Source organism: Pseudovibrio flavus (assembly GCF_009711345.1).
Lineage (GTDB): Bacteria > Pseudomonadota > Alphaproteobacteria > Rhizobiales > Stappiaceae > Pseudovibrio > Pseudovibrio flavus.
The window spans coordinates 144,391-164,449 of record NZ_SMMA01000061.1 but is presented as its reverse complement, the minus strand read 5'-3'; the positions used below and the strand labels follow the sequence as shown (position 1 = coordinate 164,449).

Genomic DNA, 20,059 nt, shown 5'->3' with positions numbered 1-20,059 from the left:
GAATTTAGAGGCGCCAGAGGACGATATCCTCTGGCGCCTTTTTTCTATCCAAAGCAGCCGGAATATCGGCAACGAAAGTCGTTCCGTTGCCCAAAAGCGGAAGGACAGCCTCCCACATATCTCCTGCGGTAAGAAACACCTTATGAGGCACAGCCAGAACGACTGCGTCATATGCCTCAGCGCGAGGCTTTTCCGGCTCTTCCACACTATCGGGTAGTCTAATGCCCGCTTGCTTCACTAAGGGGTCAAACACATCAACGGTCGCGCCGAATTTTTGAAGCTCTGACACAAGATCCAAGGCCTTTGAATTTCGGATATCTGGAACGTCTGCCTTGTAGGTGATGCCCAATACGGCGATATGCGGCGGCATAGGGCGGGCAAGTTTTACGCAACCTTGAATGATTTGCACCGCTATAAAGGCTGGCATCGCTTCATTCGTACCGCGACCCGCTGTTATCACTTGTGGCGTAATGCCAAGCTCATGAGCTTTGTGCGTTAGGTAGTAGGGGTCAACGCCGATGCAGTGGCCTCCTACCAATCCGGGAGAAAAGGGAAGGAAATTCCATTTGGTTCCCGCAGCTTCCAATACATCGCGCGTATCAAGGTCCATTGCATGAAACAGGACTGATAGCTCGTTCATCAGCGCAATATTGAGATCCCTTTGCGTGTTCTCAATCGCTTTGGCGGCTTCTGCAGCTTTTATGGAGGGAGCCCTGAAAATGCCTGCGTTAACAACCTTGCCGTAAAGTTCTGCCAGCTCTTCCAATGCGGCGGAATTGCTTGCAGAAACTATCTTCGTGATGGATGCAAATGTGTGAGTTCCATCTCCCGGATTAATACGTTCTGGGGAATAACCAATCGAAAAGTCGCGATTACACACCAGGCCAGCGTTTTGCTCCAAAATGGGGAGAGCGAACTCGTCACATAGGCCGGGATAGACAGTGGACTCAATCACCACGGTATCGCCCTTCTTGAGCCGCTCACCGATTGTGGTTAGTGCCGACTGAAGCGCCGTGAGATCGGGAGTTTTTGCATCCGTCACCGGTGTGGGAACTGCAACGATATGAATGCTGGCAGAGCCAAGGTCTTCGGCTGAATTTGTTAGCAGCAGGTTGTCTCGAGACAGTTCTTCCTTACTTGCGCTTCCCGTGATGTCTACAGCGTTTGCAAGTGCGGCTATCCGGTTTGGGTTGCTGTCAAAGGCTATTGTTTTAAAGCCTGCATTTGCAAAGCTGACGGCGACAGGCAGCCCTACATAGCCAAGACCTGTTACTGATAGAACCTTTTTTGCGGACATTTATGAAGAGCCTGATCAACTTTGCAAATGGTAGGCTCATGCTACTGACAACAAGCGACTGCTTAAACTTCTCAAATTTAGGGTGGCTAAAGGGAGAGGATACGAAAAAGCCGACGTAGTCGCCGGCTTTTAAATGAGGTATTGGGCCTAATTTAGCCGAGCAGTTTTTGAAGAAGCGGGCGGATTTCTTCCGACAACTCTTCATTTTCAAGGGCAAAGGCAATGTTTGCCATGAGGAAGCCTGCTTTGGAGCCGCAGTCATAGGTATCACCTTTGAACTCGACGCCGAAGAAGTTCTGCTGCTGCATGAGCGAAAGCATGGCATCGGTCAGCTGGATCTCGCCACCTGCGCCTTTTTCCTGCTTTTCAAGAAGATCAAAGATTTCAGGCTGCAGAATGTATCGGCCATTGATGTACAGATTGGATGGTGCTGTACCCTGTGCAGGTTTCTCTACCATGCCGGTAATAGGAAAGCTGCCATCTGCAAAGGTATCGCCTTTGACTACAACGCCGTATTTGTGGGTCTGGTCCCAAGGCACTTCTTCTACCGAAATCACGTTGCCGCCGTGGGCTTCATAAGTCTGCACCATCTGCGCAAGACAACCCGGCTCGGATTTCATCACCATATCTGGGAGAAGAACAGCAAATGGCTCATTTCCGATCAAATCACGGGCGCACCAGACTGCGTGGCCAAGGCCTAGCGGTGCCTGCTGACGGGTAAAGCTGGTGGTGCCAGCTTCAGGGCGGAATTTCTCCAAAAGCCCGAGAGCTTCTTCTTTGCCACGAGTGTTGAGCGTTTCTTCCAGCTCGTAGGCAATATCGAAATGATCTTCGATGACGTGCTTGTTGCGGCCAGTCACGAAGACGATGTGCTCAATGCCAGCGGCACGAGCTTCATCAACGACGTACTGAATAATCGGTCTATCGACAACCGTTAGCATTTCTTTTGGTACGGCTTTTGTGGCAGGCAGGAAACGGGTACCAAGCCCTGCAACCGGGAGTACCGCCTTGCGAATTCTCTTTGTCATCTCTGGTATCCCTATTAAAACTTTTGCCTATCAATATAGGCTGTAATTCTAAAGTGTAAGGCTGATCTTACGTCTTCAAAGAATTGTCGTTGATAAATTGTAAAAGGCAATCCTTGGAGAACCGGTGGCGTATGATAAAAGCCAATCGTTTAAAAAAATGCTTTTGCGTCCGAACATTAAAAACAATAGGTTTGAGGCCGCGTTTTGGCCTACGGATACTATAGATGATTGAATGCTTCATTGAGGCCGCTGTGCTTGGCGGCAAAAAGATAATGGATATTTACGAGGGCGATATGGGTGTCGCTCTTAAAAAAGATGGAACACCGGTAACAATAGCTGATCAGGCGGCAGAAGAGGTTATTCTCTCTCACTTGCAGGCCAACCTTCCTCCAATTCCTGTTGTTGCTGAAGAAGCATCAAGCGCGGGGAATATTCCAGATACCTCCGAGCGGTTCATTCTCGTTGATCCGCTGGACGGTACGCGTGAGTTCATCAAAAGAAATGGCGAGTTCACCGTCAATATCGCGCTCATTGAGAATGGTACTCCAACCGCAGGGGTGATCTACGCGCCTGCTCTGGGTGAGCTATTTTGGGGCGAAGCGGGGAAAGGGGCTTATAAAGCAACCGTTGAGGACGGTGTAATTGGTGCCCCGCAAGAAATCTCCTGCCGGAAAACGATGACTGCACCCAAGGTTCTTGGCAGTCGCTCTCATATGAGCGAAGAAACGCTTGAACTCGTCAATCGTTGTAGCGGAGCCGAATTGATTGCTGCGGGCTCATCGCTAAAGTTTTGCCGTCTGGCAGAAGGTGTTGCTGATTTTTATCCCCGCGTGGGGCCTACTATGGAGTGGGATACTGCGGCAGGGCATGCAATTTTGTTGGCAGCAGGCGGAACAGTCATCGTGGAAGGTGGTGAGCCGCTAACCTACGGCAAGTGCGAGGAGGGCGATAGGAGTGCCTATGCAAACCCTTCCTTTGTTGCTGTGGCAGATGAGGAAATTATTTCCCGTTACGGCTTAAGCTCGAACTGGTGAACTTCGGAATTCCAGCGGAAAAAAAGTAGTGTCTAGGCAACTACAAGTATTTCTAGATCTGGAGTGTTCCAATGGAGGCTGGTCAACTGTCGCACCTTAAGCGACTGGAAAATGAAAGCATCCACATTATACGAGAAGTGGCGGCAGAGTTTAACAATCCGGTTATGCTTTACTCGATCGGTAAAGACTCTGCAGTCATGCTACATTTAGCACTTAAGGCGTTTTACCCCTCTAAACCTCCATTTCCTCTTCTTCATGTTGATACAACATGGAAGTTTAAGGAGATGATCAAGTTTCGTGATGAAACAGTTCGCAAGCTTGGCCTTGATCTCATCGTTCATAGTAATTCCGAGGGCGTCGAAAGAGGTATCAACCCCTTCGATCATGGTTCATCCAACTATACGCATGTGATGAAAACAGAGGCTTTGAAGCAGGCTCTCGACAAATACGGGTTTGATGCTGCTTTCGGTGGGGCCCGCCGAGACGAAGAGAAGTCTCGCGCTAAGGAGAGAGTCTTTTCCTTCAGAAACTCCTCTCATGCATGGGACCCAAAGAAACAGCGCCCGGAACTTTGGAGCATCTATAACTCGCGTGTCTCAAAAGGTGAGTCCATTAGAGCGTTTCCTCTATCCAATTGGACCGAGCTGGATATTTGGCAATATATCCTCGCTGAAGGCATCGACATTGTTCCCCTCTATCTTGCTGCAGAACGGCCTGTAGTTCAGCGCTCGGGCACGTTGCTCATGGTCGATGATGAGCGCTTCCCGCTGCTTGAAGGGGAGAGCCCGCAAAAGAAGATGGTTCGTTTCCGTACTCTTGGTTGCTACCCGCTAACTGGAGCCATCGAGTCTGATGCTACAGAGCTAAACGACGTTGTCGGCGAGATGCTACTTGCCAAAACCTCCGAGCGTCAGGGCCGGTTGATCGACCACGATGATGCAGCTTCCATGGAGAAGAAAAAGCGGGAAGGGTACTTCTAATGGGTTTTGTAGAGAGTATTCAGGGCCGCGAGGTATTTAGTAGCTATATCGCCTCCCAGGAGAACAAAGGCCTCCTGCGTTTTCTTACCTGTGGCAGTGTCGATGACGGCAAGTCCACACTGATTGGACGACTGCTGTATGACAGCAAGCTGATTTTTGAAGACCAGCTCTCAGCGCTTGAACGTGATAGTAAAAAGCACGGCACTGTTGGCGAAGATATCGATCTGGCTCTACTGGTGGATGGTTTGGAAGCCGAGCGAGAGCAGGGCATTACCATTGACGTGGCCTATCGCTTCTTTGCAACGGACAAACGTAAGTTCATTGTTGCGGACACACCGGGTCACGAACAGTACACGCGCAATATGGCAACGGGTGCTTCAACAGCCGACCTTGCTGTTCTGCTGGTTGACGCTCGCAAAGGTATGCTGACGCAAACACGCAGGCATGCGTTTATAGCCTCCCTGCTTGGGGTTCGGCATGTTGTGCTGGCCGTGAATAAAATTGATCTTGCAGGTTACGATCAGGCTCGCTTCGAGGAGATCAAAGCTGAGTTTGAGGCTTTCATCGCTTCCTTTGAATTTGATAGTTCCATCGCTATCCCGATTTCAGCGCGCTTTGGCGATAACGTATCAGCGCGAAGTCTGAATCTTGGTTGGTTTGATGGACCAACCTTGATGGAGCATCTGGAAACTGTCGATTTCGAAGATGCGGCTATGAATGGCCCAATCAGGTTTCCAGTACAGTGGGTGAACCGGCCTGACCACACCTTCCGTGGATATAGTGGTACCGTATCGGGCGGTATTCTCCGCAAAGGAGATCAGCTGGCGGTCGCATCATCCGGCAAGACTTCGATCGTTGAGCGCCTTGTGACTTATGATGGGGAGCTGGAAGAAGCGCATCCGGGGCAAGCGGTCACTGTTACTCTAAAGGACGAGCTGGACATCTCTCGTGGCGATGTACTCGGCTCTGCAAACAACCGTCCTGAGGTGAGCGATCAATTTGCCAGCCATCTGATCTGGATGTCTGAAACGCCGCTCTACGCTGGGCGTCCGTATATTCTCAAGATTGGAGGGCGCACTGTTACGGCAAGCGTGACAGAGATAAAGCACAAGATTGACGTCAACAGCTTTGAACACCTCTCAGGCAAGCAGTTGGACCTGAACGAGATTGCCTTTTGTAACCTCTCTACCGCGCAGCCGATTGCCTTTGACCCCTATGAGGCAAACAAAGACACCGGCAGCTTTATTCTCATTGACCGTATGACAAATGAGACCGTTGCAGCGGGCTTGATCTGGTTTGGCCTTCGCCGCGCAACCAATGTGCACCGACAGGCTCTAAACATAGACAAAACTGCCCGTGCGCAGTTGATGGGGCAAAAGCCTGTGGTTCTATGGTTCACCGGCCTTTCAGGTTCCGGTAAATCCACCATTGCCAATGCTCTGGAACAGAAGCTTCATGATCTTGGCAAGAAAACCTACATTCTGGATGGTGACAACGTTCGCCATGGTTTGAACCGTGACCTTGGCTTTACAGAGGCTGACCGCGTGGAGAACATCCGCCGTGTTGCTGAAACGGCTAAGCTCTTCGTTGATGCAGGTGTCATAACTCTCGTGTCTTTCATCTCTCCATTTAAAGCAGAGCGACAGATGGCTCGTGAGCTAATGGAAGAGGGCGAGTTCTACGAGGTTTATGTCGATACGCCCTTTGACGATTGCGCCAAGCGAGACCCCAAGGGGCTTTATGCCCGTGCACTAGCTGGCGAGATCAAGAACTTCACCGGTCTCGATAGCCCCTATGAGCCCCCTGAAGCACCTGAGATCACGATATCGACCCAAGATGCTACGCCAGACGCACTGGCTGAGAGGATCTTGGAACGTTTGCAACAGGACGGTGTCTTGTCGGCTATCTAGGGCAAGGGTGTGGACGGAACTCCTCCTTCATTTAAGGGGCGGCCTAGGCTGCCCCTTGTTTTTTTTAGTCTAACGGCCTATTTCCATAGTCGAAACAAACCGCTCACGAACGGGTTCTAATCTATGTCCAAGCCAAATGCAGAAGTCACTGTAGGCAAAGCTGTCTTTTCGAATAGTAAGCCATTTTCCCTGATTGCCGGTCCATGTCAGATGGAATCCCGCGATCATGCGCTGGAGATGGCTCATGCGGTAAAAGAAATTACCGATGAACTGGGCATTGGATACGTATTCAAAGCTTCCTTTGATAAGGCAAACCGTACCAGCCTTGGCGGCGGTCGCGGTATCGGTTTTGATGGCGCAATGCCGGTCTTTGCTGAAATTAAAGAAAAGTACGGCCTTCCGGTCATCACCGATGTGCATGAGCCGCACCAGTGCGCTCCGGTTGCTGAAACCGTCGATATTCTTCAAATTCCTGCATACCTCTGCCGTCAGACAGACCTTCTAATCGCTGCTGCCAAAACTGGCCGTACAATAAACGTGAAGAAGGGCCAGTTCCTTGCGCCATGGGACATGCAGAACGTTCTGAACAAGATCGTGCAGAGCGGCAACCCGAATGTGCTGCTGTGCGAGCGTGGCGCAAGCTTTGGTTACAACACTTTGGTGTCTGACATGCGTGCGCTTCCGACAATGGCAGCCATGGGCGCCCCGGTTGTGTTTGATGCAACCCACTCCGTTCAGCAGCCGGGTGGTCAGGGCGGTTCCTCCGGCGGTCAGCGTGAGTTTGTAGCTGTACTTGCGCGTGCTGCAATTGCTGTTGGTATTGGTGGTCTTTTCATTGAAACCCACAACGATCCTGACAAATCCCCGTCTGACGGACCTAATATGATTCCTCTTCACCGCTTGAAGGAACTGCTTCAGTGGTTGCAAGAGTTTGATCGTGTCGCAAAATCGACAACGTTCACGCTATAAACTGTAAATGCTATTTGCCTTAGGTAAGTAGAACCAATCAGATTATAGTCGGGTGCGACAAAAAAGCATCGTTGAAGAGGTGTAACCAACAAGAGATAGAACCTATGCCTCTTCCACTTTTGCATAGTGTCGGCTAGACACCCAAACGAGCCAAATTCCTAACGCCACAGGTACTCTGGAGAAACAGATGACTGCTATCATCGATATTGTCGGCCGCGAGATTCTCGACAGCCGCGGTAACCCAACTGTTGAAGTTGACGTACTTCTGGAAGACGGCTCTTTCGGCCGGGCTGCAGTCCCGTCCGGCGCCTCTACTGGCGCTTTTGAAGCTGTTGAACGTCGCGATGGCGGCGAGCGCTACCTCGGCAAAGGTGTTGAGGACGCTGTAGAAGCTGTTAATGGTGAAATCTTTGACGCCATTGGCGGCATGGACGCTGAAGATCAGATCAAGATCGACCGCGCAATGATTGAGCTGGACGGCACAAACAACAAAAACCGTCTCGGCGCAAACGCTATTCTCGGTGTTTCCCTTGCTGTTGCAAAAGCAGCTGCTGAAACTTCCGGTCTGCCACTCTACCGCTACGTTGGCGGTTTTGGTGCACGCACCCTGCCAGTTCCAATGATGAACATCATCAACGGTGGTGAGCACGCAGACAACCCAATCGACTTCCAGGAATTCATGATCATGCCGGTTGGCGCATCTTCTATGCGCGAATCCGTACGCATGGGCGCAGAAATCTTCCACACTCTGAAGAAAGAACTTTCTGCTGCTGGCCACAACACCAACGTTGGTGACGAAGGTGGTTTTGCTCCTGGTATCGGTTCTACTGACGAAGCTATCGGTTTCGTTCTGAAGTCTATCGAAAAAGCTGGCTACACCCCAGGTGACGACGTAATGCTGGCGTTCGACGCTGCATCTACCGAGTTCTACAAGGACGGTAAGTACAACCTGAAGGGCGAAGGCAAAATCCTTGGTTCCGACGAGATGGTTCGCTACCTCGAAGACCTGGTAAACAAGTACCCAGTATTCTCCATCGAAGATGGTATGGCTGAGGAAGACTGGGATGGCTGGAAAGCTCTTACCCAGGCTATCGGCAACAAGTGTCAGCTGGTTGGCGACGATCTGTTCGTAACCAACTCCGAGCGTCTTGCTCGTGGTATCGCTGCAGACACTGCAAACTCCATCCTGGTTAAAGTAAACCAGATCGGTTCCCTGACCGAGACCATGGAAGCTGTAGAAATGGCACACCGTGCAGGCTACACCTCCGTTATGTCTCACCGTTCTGGTGAAACCGAAGACAACACCATTGCTGACCTTGCTGTTGCGTTCAACTGCGGCCAGATCAAGACCGGTTCCCTGTCTCGTTCCGACCGTATGGCGAAGTACAACCAGCTTATCCGCATTGAAGAAGAACTGGGTTCCCAGGGCATCTTCGCAGGCCGTTCTATCCTGCGCGCTAAGTAAGCAATTCAAGCTCTTTGAGCTTAACGGAAAAGCCCGGTCATTGACCGGGCTTTTTTGTATTAAGAGCTAGCTATTCTTGCTGGCTCTAGCTTGCCGCGCGTGTTGTGTCAGCGTGCTGGATTGCAGCTGCAAGTGTTTCCGCCGGCTGTGCGCCTGAAAGAGCAAAACGCTGATCGATCACGAAGAACGGTACGCCTGAAACGCCCATATTGTGGGCTTCATTGATCATCTGTTTGACGGTTTGAATATCTTCATCAGTATTGAGGCGATCAGCAACGATGCGCTGGTTCATTCCACCGGATGCGGCGGTCTCGGCAATCACTTCCAGCTTCGTGAGGTCTTTGCCTTCCAAAAAGTAGGCCTTGAAGAACGCTTCAACGACAGCGCTTTGTAAGCCCAGCTCTTCAGCCCACTTTATAACGCGGTGGATGTTCAATGTGTTTGGTGAACGAGTGATCTTGTCGAAGGCAAAATCGATGCCTGCGCTTAAACCTGCTTTCTTAATGTTGGCATAAACGCTTTGTGCCGCTTCTGCGCCTCCAAACTTATCTTCCAGATACTGCTGACGGTCTTTACCTTCCGGTGGCAGCGTTCCATCAAGCTGAAAGGGAAGCCATTTTACGCGCACAGGTATGCTGGGAAGAAGGTTTAAGGCAGCTTTCAGGTTTTTCTCACCGATGAAACACCAAGGGCACATAACATCGGAAATGACTGCAACTTCAATTGGTTCAGGTTTGGACATCTTGGCCTTGCAATAAACGCACTCTCAATTAAGCCAGTACAATAGGAGAGGCGATCTGCATAATCCAGTTGTTGTGGAAGACCTTAAGGGCGGAAAAGGTGCTTTTACGTTCCAAGCCCAGTTGTGCGAACCATAACCATGATGCGGTTTGAAAGCTGTTCCAGACCCTTTTTGCTGCGCAATATGGCAACGGGCCCATGGCCTTCTACATCGGCAACAAAGTCTTCATCCCTGCAAACCGCCATTGCGATGGAAAGCACGGTTCCCGACCATGCGTCTTTGTTGGCTTTCAGGATCTCGGCGTTGTTTCCGGTAAAGCGTGAAATCAACTCCAGAAGGTCAAGCCGGTATATGGCCTCACCGCGGGCTGTGGTGGATTCTTCCAGCAGGCGCATGTAGTGGCTGAACACTTCCTCAGGAACAAGGCCGCCGGTGTTATTGCGGGAAAGCCAGCGACTTGAAACTGTGAGAATGACATCCGTCAGCCGTTGGCGACGACCTGCACGTAGGGCGGAAAGAAGATGACCGGATAGCGCTTTTTCGCTTACCTCGCCCATAAGTACGTCTGTTGCCCCAGCGCCATAAAGCACTGCTGCATCTTCTGGTGTTTGAGCGTGTGCGATAATCGGAACATTGAAATAGCGCGGGTCTGCGCGAAGGCGAAGTAACTGGTCTTGAGCGTCCCACACAGGGTAATCGAGAAGAATTGCCTCGAAGCTGCGCTCCGCCAAATAGCTTTCGACCATTTCCGGCGTAAACGCGCCGATAATGTCCACCGGCATGGATGAGATGTCTTGCACCTTGGCAAAGTACCGACCAAGACCAGCCACTAGCAGGCCTGATGTTTGGATCGGGTGCATTGCTTCCTTATAGTCAGGAAGAGGCCCGAAGAGCTTACGGCGTACTCGTGCTTCTTCCGAACGGTTGGCCAATCGGCGCAGGCTCGCAAGGCGCGGAATGAGTACGTCGGGCGGAATGCTGTCGGAAACGGTTGCGCTTGGCTTGAGATGCAACGGAACTGGAACGTTGCCGCTGGTCACAACCAGTAGCGGAATTTCACCGGCAGCGCTGCGGCGATAGTTTTGTACAGCATCTAGCAGGCCCACAAGCTCAGGCGGATTTACCGGTTGCCATGGCAAAATAAGACAGACCGGCAGAACATCAGAGATTGATACTTCCTGATGAAACTGTTCTTCGCTCTTGATAATAACCAGACGATCAGAAAGCTCAGCCAATGGCGCAAGCAAATCATGAACTGCCCCATTCATAGGGGAGAGCAGCAAAATTTTGCCGTAGGTGCTTTGCAGTTGCAGGTCGCTTTCTGGTTGGAATGCGCTGGTCATTGGTCCTTGCTGGGCTGCGATTATTTTTTAAGCGATTTAGAAAGCACATGCGTTCGTGCTGACTATTTCACCATGTAGGTGCAAATTCCCTTCGCAGACAACCCTTGGGCTTTGTTTGGCGCATATTTCCTCCCGTTTTACTGCCTTGCAGTGGCTGCCTAGGGATAACTTGGTGGGAAAAAACGAAGGTATCTGCAAGGAAGTTACATAGCGTAATCTATGTAAATTCTGTTAGGTGACTGAAGTATATAGGGTTTATCGATTGGTTCTGCGTGGGAAATAATCGATTATTTTTAGATATATTAGAGTTCCAATGTAAGATATTAGTGGTGGAAAAGTATTGGGTGCGGAAATTTCTTAGAGGGTGATAGATGAAAAAATACCGCTGACCAAATGAGATCAGCGGTACTTCTCTATTAAGGATACCCTTAAAACCGTTTAGTTTTTCAAGCTGCTATCCCACCAAGCGTCAAATTGGTGCCCGTATACTGGGGACTTTTCAGGGTGGGAGACTGTGTTCCAACGTCCAACCCACTCATTTGACACATGGTAGAGCGGAATCGCATAGGCGCCGGAAATGAGCACGCGATCAAAGGCACGAACTGCAGCAACAAAGTCCTCTCTAGACCGTGCGCCCACCATTGCATCGATCAAGGCATCGATAGCAGGTTCTTTCGCACCAACGATGTTGCGGGAGCCTTCCTTGTCAGCAGCGCTCATAGACCAGCGAGCATACTGTTCTCCTCCAGGGGAGAGAGAAGCGTACCAGCTGTTGAACAATGCGTCGAAGTCGAATTTGAAGCGGCGCTCTTCAAACTGAGAGGCATCCACGTTGCGCACCGACATGTTAATGCCAACGAGTTCGGTGGTGCGCTGTAGAGCAAGGGCGACGCGTTCTTCATCCTGCGTGCGTACGAGAAGCTCGAATGAAAGTTGTTCGCCGGTTTCCGTGTTGATCAGCTGACGGTCGCGCAGTTCGTAGCCTGCCTGTTTCAGCAGATCCAGTGCACCCCGAAGCGCCTTACGATCTCTGCCGGAGCCGTCTGCCGCGGAAGGACGCCAAGTGCCGTCCATTACGTCAGCATCCACAACGCCTTCAAATGGAGCAAGCAGGGCTTTTTCCTTTTCACTGGCAGGCTTGCCAATGGAAGAGAGCTCAGAGTTGTCCCAGTATCCTGCCGTGCGGGTGTAGAGACCGCGGAATAGGGTGCGGTTTACGAAGTCAAAGTCCAGCAGCATGCCGAGAGCTTTACGCACCCGCTTGTCTTCGAACTGGTCCTTGCGGGTGTTAAAGGCGATGCCAAGCATCGGCGCAGGGGTGCCCTTAACGAACTCGTCCTTAATGACCTTACCTTCATTGAATGCAGGAAAATCGAAGCCGGTTTCCCAGCGAGCCGGATTGCCGAACTGAAGCGCTTCCACGTCACCTTTCTTGAAAGCTTCCTGTAGAGCGTTCTGATCGCGGAAATAGTCGATGGAGATTTCGTCAAAGTTATCGAAACCGACTTTTACAGGAAGGTCTTTACCCCAGTAATCTGGGTTGCGCTTATAGATAACGCGGCGGCCCGGATCGATTTCAGAGAAGGTGTAAGGCCCTGTGCCAAGCGGCGGTGTGAGCGTGCTTTGGTCAAAGGTTTCAACGTTTGTTGCTGCTTTTGACAGGATTGGTGCCAGAGAAATGAGCAGCGGAAGTTCACGGTCGCTACCATCTTTGAAGTGGAGCTTCAAAGAACGGTCGCCGGTGCGCTCGAATTCTGTGATTTTGCCGTACCAACGGGCATAGGGCGGGCGGCCTTTGTCGCGGATCGTTTCCAGAGAAAAGATAATGTCTTCAACGGTTACGGGCGTGCCATCGGAGAACTTGGCAGCCGGGTTCAGGCGGAATTCGATCCAGTTACGCTCGTCCGGCATGCGGACAGCTTCGGCAAGATGGGCGTAGAGGGTAAAGGCTTCATCATTCGAGCGCAGGAGAAGGCTCTCGAAGATATTGCTGCCCATAACGCGCTCTTTCATGCCGCGCGCGGAGGTCCAAGCACCCTTCAAAATGAACTGGTTAAGGCTGTCGTATGTACCTTGAACGCCAAGACTCAGGCGACCGCCCTTCGGTGCCTCGGGGTTGGCATAGGGCAGGTGAGCAAAATCAGCAGGAAGCTGCGGCTCCCCGTGCATGGCAATACCGTGTTTCCACGGCACACTATCATCTGCAATTACTGCGGGTATGGAAGCGGTTATTGAAGCAAGTACCGTTAGTGTCGAAACGAGTCTTTTGCGCAAAATAAAAGTCTCTTTAGGTAATAAATACATTAGAAATTCTCCTAGGGCACCCAACGCCGATTCCATTAATACGATTCTCGCGGGGGGCAGTAAACGTTGCTTTGGAAAATTCCTGCGCCCTTCTAATTCTACAGCTAGATATTTTCTTCATACCTGTTTAAACAAGTCACAACTGGCATAATCCATTGGGTGAGGTTTTATCCTAGGGGTAATTGGACGCGGACTGTAAAAAAACATTGCGGCCGCTTGAAGGTCGTCTTACGTCCGATAATAATTCTCACCAATATTTAACGGGTCAAAAGAGGGCGCTCCAACCGCCTACGGGGTCCACAACTGAAGGAATTTGGAATGGCCAATATTTTGAAGCGCATGCTCATCGGTGGAGCGGTTGCAGCTATGGCTGGCATCGGGTTTTCCGGCGCGGCTCTTGCACAGGCTGCTCCTGAGGATGCTTGGGTAAAAGTTTGCAATACCGATCCGAAAACCAAAAAAGAATATTGCCTGATCACTCAGGAACTTCGCACCGACACCGGTCAGTTCCTCGCTCAGGCTGTTATTCGTGAAGTAACCGGTGAATCCCGCAAGCTTCTGCACATTGCTGTTCCTCCGGGAATGCTCATTCAGCCGGGCCTTCGCGTACAGGTTGATGCAGCACAGCAGAAAGAAGCGAAGTACACCATCTGCTTCCCGAACGCTTGTATTGCAGAATTGGTAATTGACGACGAGTTTATCGGTAGCCTGAAAAAAGGCGGTAAGCTGGTTATCACTACATTGAACCAGCAGGGCAAAGCACGTCCATTTGACATGACTTTGACCGGCTTTACCCGCGTTTATGACGGTGCGCCTATCAAGCCGGAAGAACTGCAGGCAAAGCAGGAACAGCTGCAGAGCGAACTGCAGAAGCGCGCAGACGAAGCACGTCAGCGCCTGATCGAGCAGCAGCGCAAAGCTAACTAATCATTTTGGATGGAGCAGAACCTGTTCTGCTTCATCACTTGATACAAAAAACGCCGCCTTTCCCAAGAAAGGCGGCGTTTTTTTATTCCATGCCGAGCCTAGTGGCGTGTCCTAGTGAAGATCAATATCACGTGCCACGAATTGGCCGTTCTCGTCCTCGTCAAAAACTTCATCTACCTGCGAGTTGCGAAGGGGATCCCCGCTCTCGTCAGTAACCAGATTCTGCTCGGAAACGTAGGCGACGTATTCTGTCTCATCGTTTTCTGCAAGCAGATGATAGAACGGCTGATCCCGTTCTGGTCTTACGTCCTCCGGTATGGCTTCCCACCACTCCTCAGTGTTGTCGTAGGTTGGGTCCACATCGTAGATGACGCCCCGAAATGGATAGACTCGGTGTCGGACCACTTGGCCAATGTTGAACTTGGCCTTCCTGATCTTATCCATCTAAATCTCACAATCCGGAGCCTGTTCGGCTCCCTCGGTGCGCATTGATGGCAGCTATATATGCTAGGCTGGCCTCTGTTGCAATTGAACCTTTCAAATCAATTAGAATAACGGGCCGCAAGGTCAGGGTCTTTGGTGCAAACCAGTTCGGCAAGGTCGTTTATTACCTTCGCTTGTTTCCATGTCGCATCGTCCTGCATTTTGCCATCAATCATGACTGCGCCAGAGCCATCTGGCATTGCTTCCAGAATACGGCGGGCGAAGAGAACTTCTTCTGGATCAGGCGAAAACACAGTCTTTGCAATATCGATCTGGCTTGGATGGAGTGTCCAAGTGCCCAAGCAGCCCATGAGGAACGCATTGCGGAACTGACTTTCGCAGGCCTCAGGGTCGGAAAAATCTCCAAATGGGCCGTAGAAGGCTTTAATGCCATTGGCCATGCAGGCATCTACCATCTTGGCGATAGTGTAGTGCCATAGGTCTTGCTGGTATCCGAAGCGGGTGCCTTCAGACATGCTGTCTGCAAGAACCTTATAATCTGGATGGCCACCGCCAACGCGTGTGGTTTTCATGCCGCGAGAGGCTGCAAGGTCTGCGGGACCAAGGCTCATGCCGTGCATGCGCGGGCTGGCTGCGGCGATCGCCTCGACGTTATTGACGCCTTCCGCCGTTTCCAAGATGGCGTGCAGCAAGATAGGGCGTTGAATATTGTTTCGTGCCTCAAGCTGGGCAAGGAGTTGGTCCATATAGTGAATGTCCCAAGGACCATTGACTTTTGGCACCATGATAACGTCTAGCTGATCGCCGCAGTTGGCGACGAGTTCGCAAATGTCGTCCAGCGCCCACGGGCTTTCAAGTGCGTTGATGCGAACCCACAGACCAGTTTTGCCAAAGTCGTTCTCTTTGGCCATCTCAATAAACCCAGCTCGCGCTTCCAGCTTCTTGTCTGCTGGAATTGCATCCTCCAGATTACCCAGAATGACATCCACTTGATTGATGAGCTGAGGGATTTTCGCGCGCACCTTCTCGATATGAGGTGGGACGAAGTGGATCATGCGCTCCAGAGCCACAGGCGTTTCTTTAAGTGGAGCGGGTGCTCCAAGGGCTAATGGTTTAAAAAACGCCTTTGGGGACTTCATGGTGCGCTCTGTGCCTCCTACGGGAATCTCTCGTTACGTAGGAGTAGTATAGCGCGAATTGTGCGGTGCAAAATAGTTCCAATGGCCTAGGATTTGGTAGGCCTTATTGGCAGGCGTGCTGGCTTAGTCCCACTTGCGGATGATCCACATCCACTGGGCAGGGTCCTGTCTGATCCACTTTTCAAAGGTGCTGTGCAGAGCCTGTGTTCCAGCAATCGCATCGGCGCGCTTGTCATCGGTTACAGGGTAGGTAACCGGCGCGGCTTCAATCTCGAAATTCGAGCGATGCGTGCGCACTGCGCGGATCGCGATAAGCGGAACGCCAGCGTTGCGGGCAAGAAGTGCTGGAATATGGGTTGCGGAGGCTTTCTGACCGAAAAATTCGATCTCTACGCCGCGCTTGTCTCTCACATCCCCCACGAAACAGGGAGAACCACCGGTGCGAAGCACATTGATGAGCTTTTTGCCGGTGCTGTGGCCTTTTTTAAACAGGCCGCGCTTGTAGAGCGGTTCGCGCTCTTTTGCGAGGAACTCGTCAGACTTAGGATTGGCGAGGGCTTGATAAACGCCTGCTAGCTCAATGCCCACGCGGGCAGCGGGTACGCTCACCAGTTCCCAGTTGCCGCCGTGCATAGTGACGAGAACAGCGTTCGCGCCGTTTAGCATTTCTTCGAGTTCTGCTCCGTTGCGCAACTGAACGCGGGCAGGGTCTTTGATGAAACGGTCTAGTAGAAGCGTCTCAGCAGACACACGTCCCAGATTGTCCCACATGCGATAGAGGATAGCGTCGGCTTCACCCATCGTCATTTGTGGATAGGCGGCCATTAGATGGGCCCGTGCGCGAGGGTGTCTTTTTGTACGCGGGGCGATAAAACGCCATGCACGACCCATGAAACCTGCAGCGGTATCAAGGGGTAACAGATGTAGAAGCGCACTTGCAGAAACAAGGGCTGCATATTCCAGAGTATGTGCAATGGACTTTGCAGTCTTCATAAAGAGGCAAACCCGTTTTGTTATTTCTGTTGTTTCTGCATCGAATTCCGAATAAGCAACGGTTTCAAAATTAAGAAACCAAGAGGCCGTTTTCGGAGCTAGAGGGTGATTAGCCAATTAAGGGGCTAAAGGCAACCAGCAGCTTGCGTGATGGCTAACTTGTTCAAACGCAATACGAACAGATCGGAATACTGATGCTCGGTGTACTCAATCTGGCCATGCCGTTCTTCCTGTTGATTTTCCTCGGCTACGCATCAGGCCGAGTGACCAAAATATCGACGGAAGGTTTGACATGGATGAACTTTTTCATCCTGTATCTGGCTCTTCCAGCGTTGTTTTTCCAGCTTCTGTCCGAGACTCCTTTTGAGGAATTGGCGGAGTTCGACTTCGTTTTCGCCACAACCACAGCCACCTTTATCGCTTTTATTCTGGCATTTGGTATCGGCTGGCTGCGTAACGGCGGAGTAATAAAAGTCTCGACAGTTCAAGCACTTGTTGGCTCTTATTCAAACGTTGGTTACATGGGGCCAGGCGTAACGCTTGCCGTTTTGGGCCAAGCGGCTGCTGTGCCTACAGCCCTTATCCTGTGCTTTGATACAATCTTGCTGTTTATTCTCGTGCCGCTGCTTATGCAGATTGGCGGGCGCGAAGATCAGCCTATTTCAAAAACCCTCTGGCTGATCCTTATCTCCATTGCCCGTCACCCGTTCATTATCGCGGTGGCTGCTGGTATTCTGGCTGCGGCAGTGGAATTCAAGCCACCAGTGATGATTGACACGCTGCTCACATTCTTGCGCTCGGCTGCTGCGCCGTGTGCGCTGTTTGCAATGGGTGTTACGATTGCGCTTCAGCCGGCGCGCCGCTTCCCTGAGGAGCTTCCATTCCTACTTATCGTGAAGCTTATTCTGCACCCTGTGTTGGCGTATGGCCTGCTTACCATGATCGGCGGTATCGATCCGCTTTGGGTATTTGCGGCTGTGCTTATGGCCAGTTTGCCGCCAGCGGCGAACGTTTACGTTCTGGCCCAGCAATATCAGGTCTATATCGAGCGCGCGTCTACGGCTGTGCTCGTTGGTACAATCGGATCGGTGTTCACCGTTCCAATTGCCATCTACCTCATCAAGTCAGGGTATCTGGGATAAAAGAGGGGCGGTTACGCCCCTTTTCTTATCATCAGGCGCGGCATGTTCCAGCTTGGGGCAATGCCTTCGCGCATGAGCAGCTTTCTCAAAAACGGAAGATTGGCAGCGCCGTAAAGACCGACAGCACGCACCATCTGTACCGGAAGGTGTGCAGAAAGAAGCGAGCGGTTCAACAGATCCACCGCGTTGGTGCGGGTGATAACATCTGCACTTCTCTGATTGTGGTAGGCCTCAATCATCTGGGCATCGCCCACGCGCTCGCCTTTGGCCCCCGCCTTTACAATCAGGTCCACCGCTACAGCGATATCACGAAGCGAAAGGTTCAGGCCCTGCGCGCCGATCGGTGGGAATGCATGGGCCGCTTCACCCACCAGCATTGAGCGGTTGCCAGACATCTTCAAGGCCCTGAGACCCGACATCGGATAGAGCTGGGCGGTGCTGATAACTTCAAAAGCGCCAAGAACTGAGGAGGCCCGCCGTTCCAATTCAAGGGCGAGATCTTCTTTGCTGAGATTGAAGAGGGCTTCGCCTTCCTCTGGCTTTACGACACAGACAACGGACGAGTCGTTGCCCGGTAGCGGCACAAATGTGAGCGGGCCAGTTGCCTGATGAAACTCGGTAGAAGTGAAGTTGTGCGGCAGGGAGTGGCTAACGTTCAATACAAGGGCGGATTGCGGGTAGGACCAGCGTGTTGTTTCAATGCCTGCCGCTTCTCTTGTTGGTGAGTTTCTTCCGTCGGCACCGATTACAACGCCCGCATCAATCGCGCTGCCATCAGTGAGGATAAGGCGCGCAGAAAGATCGTTCGTGCTGATGGTTTTTAGCGAGCCGTTGATATGCTCGATGTACTCACTTGATTGAACCAAACTCCAAAGAGTTTCATTCAAGCTATTGTTTTTAATGTTATAACCGAACGCCTCTAGGTCTAGTTCTCTGGCGTCAAATGTTGTTTCAGGAGCTCTGATCAAGCGGCCAGTTGCATCAATCAAGCGCATTCGGCGCAAGGGGGTAAAGTCCATGGCGAGATGTTGCCATAGCCCCATATTTTGCAGAAAAGCGACAGAGGCATCCATTAGCGCAGTTGTGCGCATGTCTTCCAAATTGGCAGGTGGCCCAATCAACTTACAAGGAATGTTCATGGCAGAAAGCGACAGCGCAGCTATCATTCCAGCAGGGCCGGTGCCAACGATTGCGCATGGGGCGTATTGCTTTTCGGTTATTTCCGCCATTTGAGGTCCTTAATTGATTGCTCTTCTACGCAGGTTTACATAAAAATCTATATACATACGTCAATGCAAGCGCGCAGGATCGAACAGCGTTGGAAATCCATTGTTTTTACAAGGAAGTTTCAGTAGTTTTTGCCTGATTTGCCATTAATTCGGTTTTAGCCAATGTCGCAGCCTAAAGCTCCATCCTCATTTTTCCGTTTCGAGCAGCTCGTTCCTTTTGCCATTTTGTCCTTAGCCGTTGTTATTGGCTGGGTTTATCTGGGGTACATGGTTGTCGATATGATGGGCTCCATGGACATGGGTGCGATGGGGCCGGGGATGGAGGTGTTCAACCAGTCCACCATCTTTGAAGGGCTATCTGCGCCAGTTCGAGCTCAGCTTGCGGCGCTGTGTGTGCCGATGGCAGCAGCTACATTCGGCATGCCCGAGCTTTCATCCTACAACTTTCAGGATTTCCTCTGGATCTTCCTGATGTGGATCATGATGGTGCTGGCGATGATGTTGCCAAGTGCTGCGCCTATGCTCTCGCGCTTTAGTGCTGTTCGCAAAGGAAACTCGGTTCTGGTGGTTGCGCTTGGTTATCTGGCTGTCTGGACGCTGTTTAGCGCGATCGCCAGTGGCTTGCAGCTTGCAATGCATGCCGCCGGTAGCCTGACGACGATGATGGTGCCTGCATTTCAGGGGCTGACCGTCTCCATCATTCTAGCGGCCGGTCTTTACCAGTTTACGCCGTTCAAGCTTGCTTGCCTTGACCGCTGCCGCAACCCGAAAGTGGAGAAGGCGGGCCTTGCTGCTGAACGCGGCGTTTCACCGTTTCGCTTTGGTGTGGAAGAGGGGCTTAACTGCCTTGGATGCTGCTGGGCGCTTATGACGCTGATGTTTGCAGTTGGAATCATGAATATTCTCTGGATCGCGCTGCTCGGTCTTGTTATGGCACTGGAAAAAACAACGCGATCAAACTGGTTTACCTATGGCATCGGCATTGCTCTACTCTTATGGGGCATGGCGAACCTTTACTTTATGCTAGGTTCGCTGCCTATTATGGATGCGCTGAGTGCCCTGTTTGTTGCCCGTTAACCCGGTTTGACTGAGAATTAAGGACAAGTCTTTTGC

Annotated in this window: 17 protein-coding genes; 8 read left to right on the top strand and 9 right to left on the bottom strand. The window is 51.5% G+C overall.

The window, feature by feature from the left end:
• Nucleotides 1-4 precede the first annotated feature (4 nt).
• Nucleotides 5-1,297, bottom strand: coding sequence for a nucleotide sugar dehydrogenase (locus E1162_RS09945; protein ID WP_155130233.1), 1,293 nt, complete (start codon nucleotides 1,295-1,297; stop codon nucleotides 5-7).
• Nucleotides 1,298-1,449: 152 nt separating this feature from the next.
• Entirely contained in the window at nucleotides 1,450-2,325 is an 876-nt protein-coding gene (gene galU, locus E1162_RS09940; protein ID WP_155130231.1) for a UTP--glucose-1-phosphate uridylyltransferase GalU, read from the bottom strand.
• A gap of 224 nt (nucleotides 2,326-2,549) precedes the next feature.
• Between galU and cysQ the strand changes: the two genes are divergently transcribed.
• The 5 genes from cysQ to eno all read left to right on the top strand — a co-directional run bounded on the left by cysQ (nucleotide 2,550) and on the right by eno (nucleotide 8,683).
• The gene (gene cysQ / locus E1162_RS09935; protein WP_155130229.1) at nucleotides 2,550-3,359 is read left to right on the top strand and encodes a 3'(2'),5'-bisphosphate nucleotidase CysQ; all 810 of its coding nucleotides are present in this window, start codon (nucleotides 2,550-2,552) and stop codon (nucleotides 3,357-3,359) included.
• Between the two features lie 71 nt (nucleotides 3,360-3,430).
• The gene (gene cysD, locus E1162_RS09930) at nucleotides 3,431-4,339 is read left to right on the top strand and encodes a sulfate adenylyltransferase subunit CysD (RefSeq protein WP_155130227.1); all 909 of its coding nucleotides are present in this window, start codon (nucleotides 3,431-3,433) and stop codon (nucleotides 4,337-4,339) included.
• Nucleotides 4,339-6,249, top strand: coding sequence for a sulfate adenylyltransferase subunit CysN (cysN, locus tag E1162_RS09925; RefSeq protein WP_155130225.1), 1,911 nt, complete (start codon nucleotides 4,339-4,341; stop codon nucleotides 6,247-6,249). The genes cysD and cysN overlap by 1 nt, the downstream gene beginning before the upstream one ends.
• Nucleotides 6,250-6,372: 123 nt before the next feature.
• A complete protein-coding gene (gene kdsA / locus E1162_RS09920; RefSeq protein ID WP_155130223.1) occupies nucleotides 6,373-7,218 on the top strand; it encodes a 3-deoxy-8-phosphooctulonate synthase in 846 nt (281 codons plus the stop codon).
• A 187-nt stretch (nucleotides 7,219-7,405) separates the two neighbouring features.
• Nucleotides 7,406-8,683, top strand: a complete 1,278-nt coding sequence (gene eno / locus E1162_RS09915) for a phosphopyruvate hydratase (protein WP_155130221.1) — start codon at nucleotides 7,406-7,408, stop codon at nucleotides 8,681-8,683.
• Between the two features lie 85 nt (nucleotides 8,684-8,768).
• Here eno and E1162_RS09910 read toward each other — a convergent pair whose 3' ends face one another.
• The 3 genes from E1162_RS09910 to E1162_RS09900 all read right to left on the bottom strand — a co-directional run bounded on the left by E1162_RS09910 (nucleotide 8,769) and on the right by E1162_RS09900 (nucleotide 13,072).
• Nucleotides 8,769-9,425 (bottom strand): DsbA family oxidoreductase, encoded by a 657-nt coding sequence (locus E1162_RS09910; protein ID WP_155130219.1) that lies wholly within the window; start codon nucleotides 9,423-9,425, stop codon nucleotides 8,769-8,771.
• A gap of 104 nt (nucleotides 9,426-9,529) precedes the next feature.
• Complete coding sequence (locus tag E1162_RS09905; protein ID WP_155130217.1) at nucleotides 9,530-10,768, bottom strand: PleD family two-component system response regulator; 1,239 nt, start codon at nucleotides 10,766-10,768, stop codon at nucleotides 9,530-9,532.
• Between the two features lie 438 nt (nucleotides 10,769-11,206).
• A complete protein-coding gene (locus E1162_RS09900; protein WP_155130215.1) occupies nucleotides 11,207-13,072 on the bottom strand; it encodes an extracellular solute-binding protein in 1,866 nt (621 codons plus the stop codon).
• Between the two features lie 318 nt (nucleotides 13,073-13,390).
• Here E1162_RS09900 and E1162_RS09895 point away from each other — a divergent pair, with 318 nt between their 5' ends.
• The gene (locus E1162_RS09895; RefSeq protein WP_155130213.1) at nucleotides 13,391-13,999 is read left to right on the top strand and encodes an invasion associated locus B family protein; all 609 of its coding nucleotides are present in this window, start codon (nucleotides 13,391-13,393) and stop codon (nucleotides 13,997-13,999) included.
• 111 nt (nucleotides 14,000-14,110) lie between these two features.
• Here the strand turns inward: E1162_RS09895 and hspQ are convergent, their stop codons facing one another.
• From hspQ to E1162_RS09880, 3 genes are all read right to left on the bottom strand, one after another.
• Complete coding sequence (hspQ, locus tag E1162_RS09890; protein WP_155130211.1) at nucleotides 14,111-14,443, bottom strand: heat shock protein HspQ; 333 nt, start codon at nucleotides 14,441-14,443, stop codon at nucleotides 14,111-14,113.
• Nucleotides 14,444-14,541: 98 nt separating this feature from the next.
• Nucleotides 14,542-15,582 (bottom strand): HpcH/HpaI aldolase/citrate lyase family protein, encoded by a 1,041-nt coding sequence (locus tag E1162_RS09885; protein ID WP_155130209.1) that lies wholly within the window; start codon nucleotides 15,580-15,582, stop codon nucleotides 14,542-14,544.
• A 123-nt stretch (nucleotides 15,583-15,705) separates the two neighbouring features.
• Complete coding sequence (locus E1162_RS09880) at nucleotides 15,706-16,575, bottom strand: lysophospholipid acyltransferase family protein (RefSeq protein ID WP_155130207.1); 870 nt, start codon at nucleotides 16,573-16,575, stop codon at nucleotides 15,706-15,708.
• Between the two features lie 194 nt (nucleotides 16,576-16,769).
• Here E1162_RS09880 and E1162_RS09875 point away from each other — a divergent pair, with 194 nt between their 5' ends.
• Nucleotides 16,770-17,717, top strand: a complete 948-nt coding sequence (locus tag E1162_RS09875; protein WP_155130205.1) for an AEC family transporter — start codon at nucleotides 16,770-16,772, stop codon at nucleotides 17,715-17,717.
• Nucleotides 17,718-17,728: 11 nt separating this feature from the next.
• Here E1162_RS09875 and E1162_RS09870 read toward each other — a convergent pair whose 3' ends face one another.
• The gene (locus tag E1162_RS09870) at nucleotides 17,729-18,946 is read right to left on the bottom strand and encodes a UbiH/UbiF family hydroxylase (protein WP_155130203.1); all 1,218 of its coding nucleotides are present in this window, start codon (nucleotides 18,944-18,946) and stop codon (nucleotides 17,729-17,731) included.
• A 162-nt stretch (nucleotides 18,947-19,108) separates the two neighbouring features.
• On the opposite strand from E1162_RS09870, the gene E1162_RS09865 reads away from it, so the two are divergent.
• Nucleotides 19,109-20,023 (top strand): DUF2182 domain-containing protein, encoded by a 915-nt coding sequence (locus E1162_RS09865; RefSeq protein WP_155130201.1) that lies wholly within the window; start codon nucleotides 19,109-19,111, stop codon nucleotides 20,021-20,023.
• Nucleotides 20,024-20,059: the final 36 nt, after the last annotated feature.

Bases quoted from the DNA above. Each gene is read 5' to 3' on its own strand.
- E1162_RS09945 (WP_155130233.1), bottom strand. From the start codon at position 1,297: ATGTCCGCAAAAAAGGTTCTATCAGTAACAGGTCTTGGCTATGTAGGG.
- galU (WP_155130231.1), bottom strand. From the start codon at position 2,325: ATGACAAAGAGAATTCGCAAGGCGGTACTCCCGGTTGCAGGGCTTGGT.
- cysQ (WP_155130229.1), top strand. From the start codon at position 2,550: ATGATTGAATGCTTCATTGAGGCCGCTGTGCTTGGCGGCAAAAAGATA.
- cysD (WP_155130227.1), top strand. From the start codon at position 3,431: ATGGAGGCTGGTCAACTGTCGCACCTTAAGCGACTGGAAAATGAAAGC.
- cysN (WP_155130225.1), top strand. From the start codon at position 4,339: ATGGGTTTTGTAGAGAGTATTCAGGGCCGCGAGGTATTTAGTAGCTAT.
- kdsA (WP_155130223.1), top strand. From the start codon at position 6,373: ATGTCCAAGCCAAATGCAGAAGTCACTGTAGGCAAAGCTGTCTTTTCG.
- eno (WP_155130221.1), top strand. From the start codon at position 7,406: ATGACTGCTATCATCGATATTGTCGGCCGCGAGATTCTCGACAGCCGC.
- E1162_RS09910 (WP_155130219.1), bottom strand. From the start codon at position 9,425: ATGTCCAAACCTGAACCAATTGAAGTTGCAGTCATTTCCGATGTTATG.
- E1162_RS09905 (WP_155130217.1), bottom strand. From the start codon at position 10,768: ATGACCAGCGCATTCCAACCAGAAAGCGACCTGCAACTGCAAAGCACC.
- E1162_RS09900 (WP_155130215.1), bottom strand. From the start codon at position 13,072: ATGTATTTATTACCTAAAGAGACTTTTATTTTGCGCAAAAGACTCGTT.
- E1162_RS09895 (WP_155130213.1), top strand. From the start codon at position 13,391: ATGGCCAATATTTTGAAGCGCATGCTCATCGGTGGAGCGGTTGCAGCT.
- hspQ (WP_155130211.1), bottom strand. From the start codon at position 14,443: ATGGATAAGATCAGGAAGGCCAAGTTCAACATTGGCCAAGTGGTCCGA.
- E1162_RS09885 (WP_155130209.1), bottom strand. From the start codon at position 15,582: ATGAAGTCCCCAAAGGCGTTTTTTAAACCATTAGCCCTTGGAGCACCC.
- E1162_RS09880 (WP_155130207.1), bottom strand. From the start codon at position 16,575: ATGAAGACTGCAAAGTCCATTGCACATACTCTGGAATATGCAGCCCTT.
- E1162_RS09875 (WP_155130205.1), top strand. From the start codon at position 16,770: ATGCTCGGTGTACTCAATCTGGCCATGCCGTTCTTCCTGTTGATTTTC.
- E1162_RS09870 (WP_155130203.1), bottom strand. From the start codon at position 18,946: ATGGCGGAAATAACCGAAAAGCAATACGCCCCATGCGCAATCGTTGGC.
- E1162_RS09865 (WP_155130201.1), top strand. From the start codon at position 19,109: ATGTCGCAGCCTAAAGCTCCATCCTCATTTTTCCGTTTCGAGCAGCTC.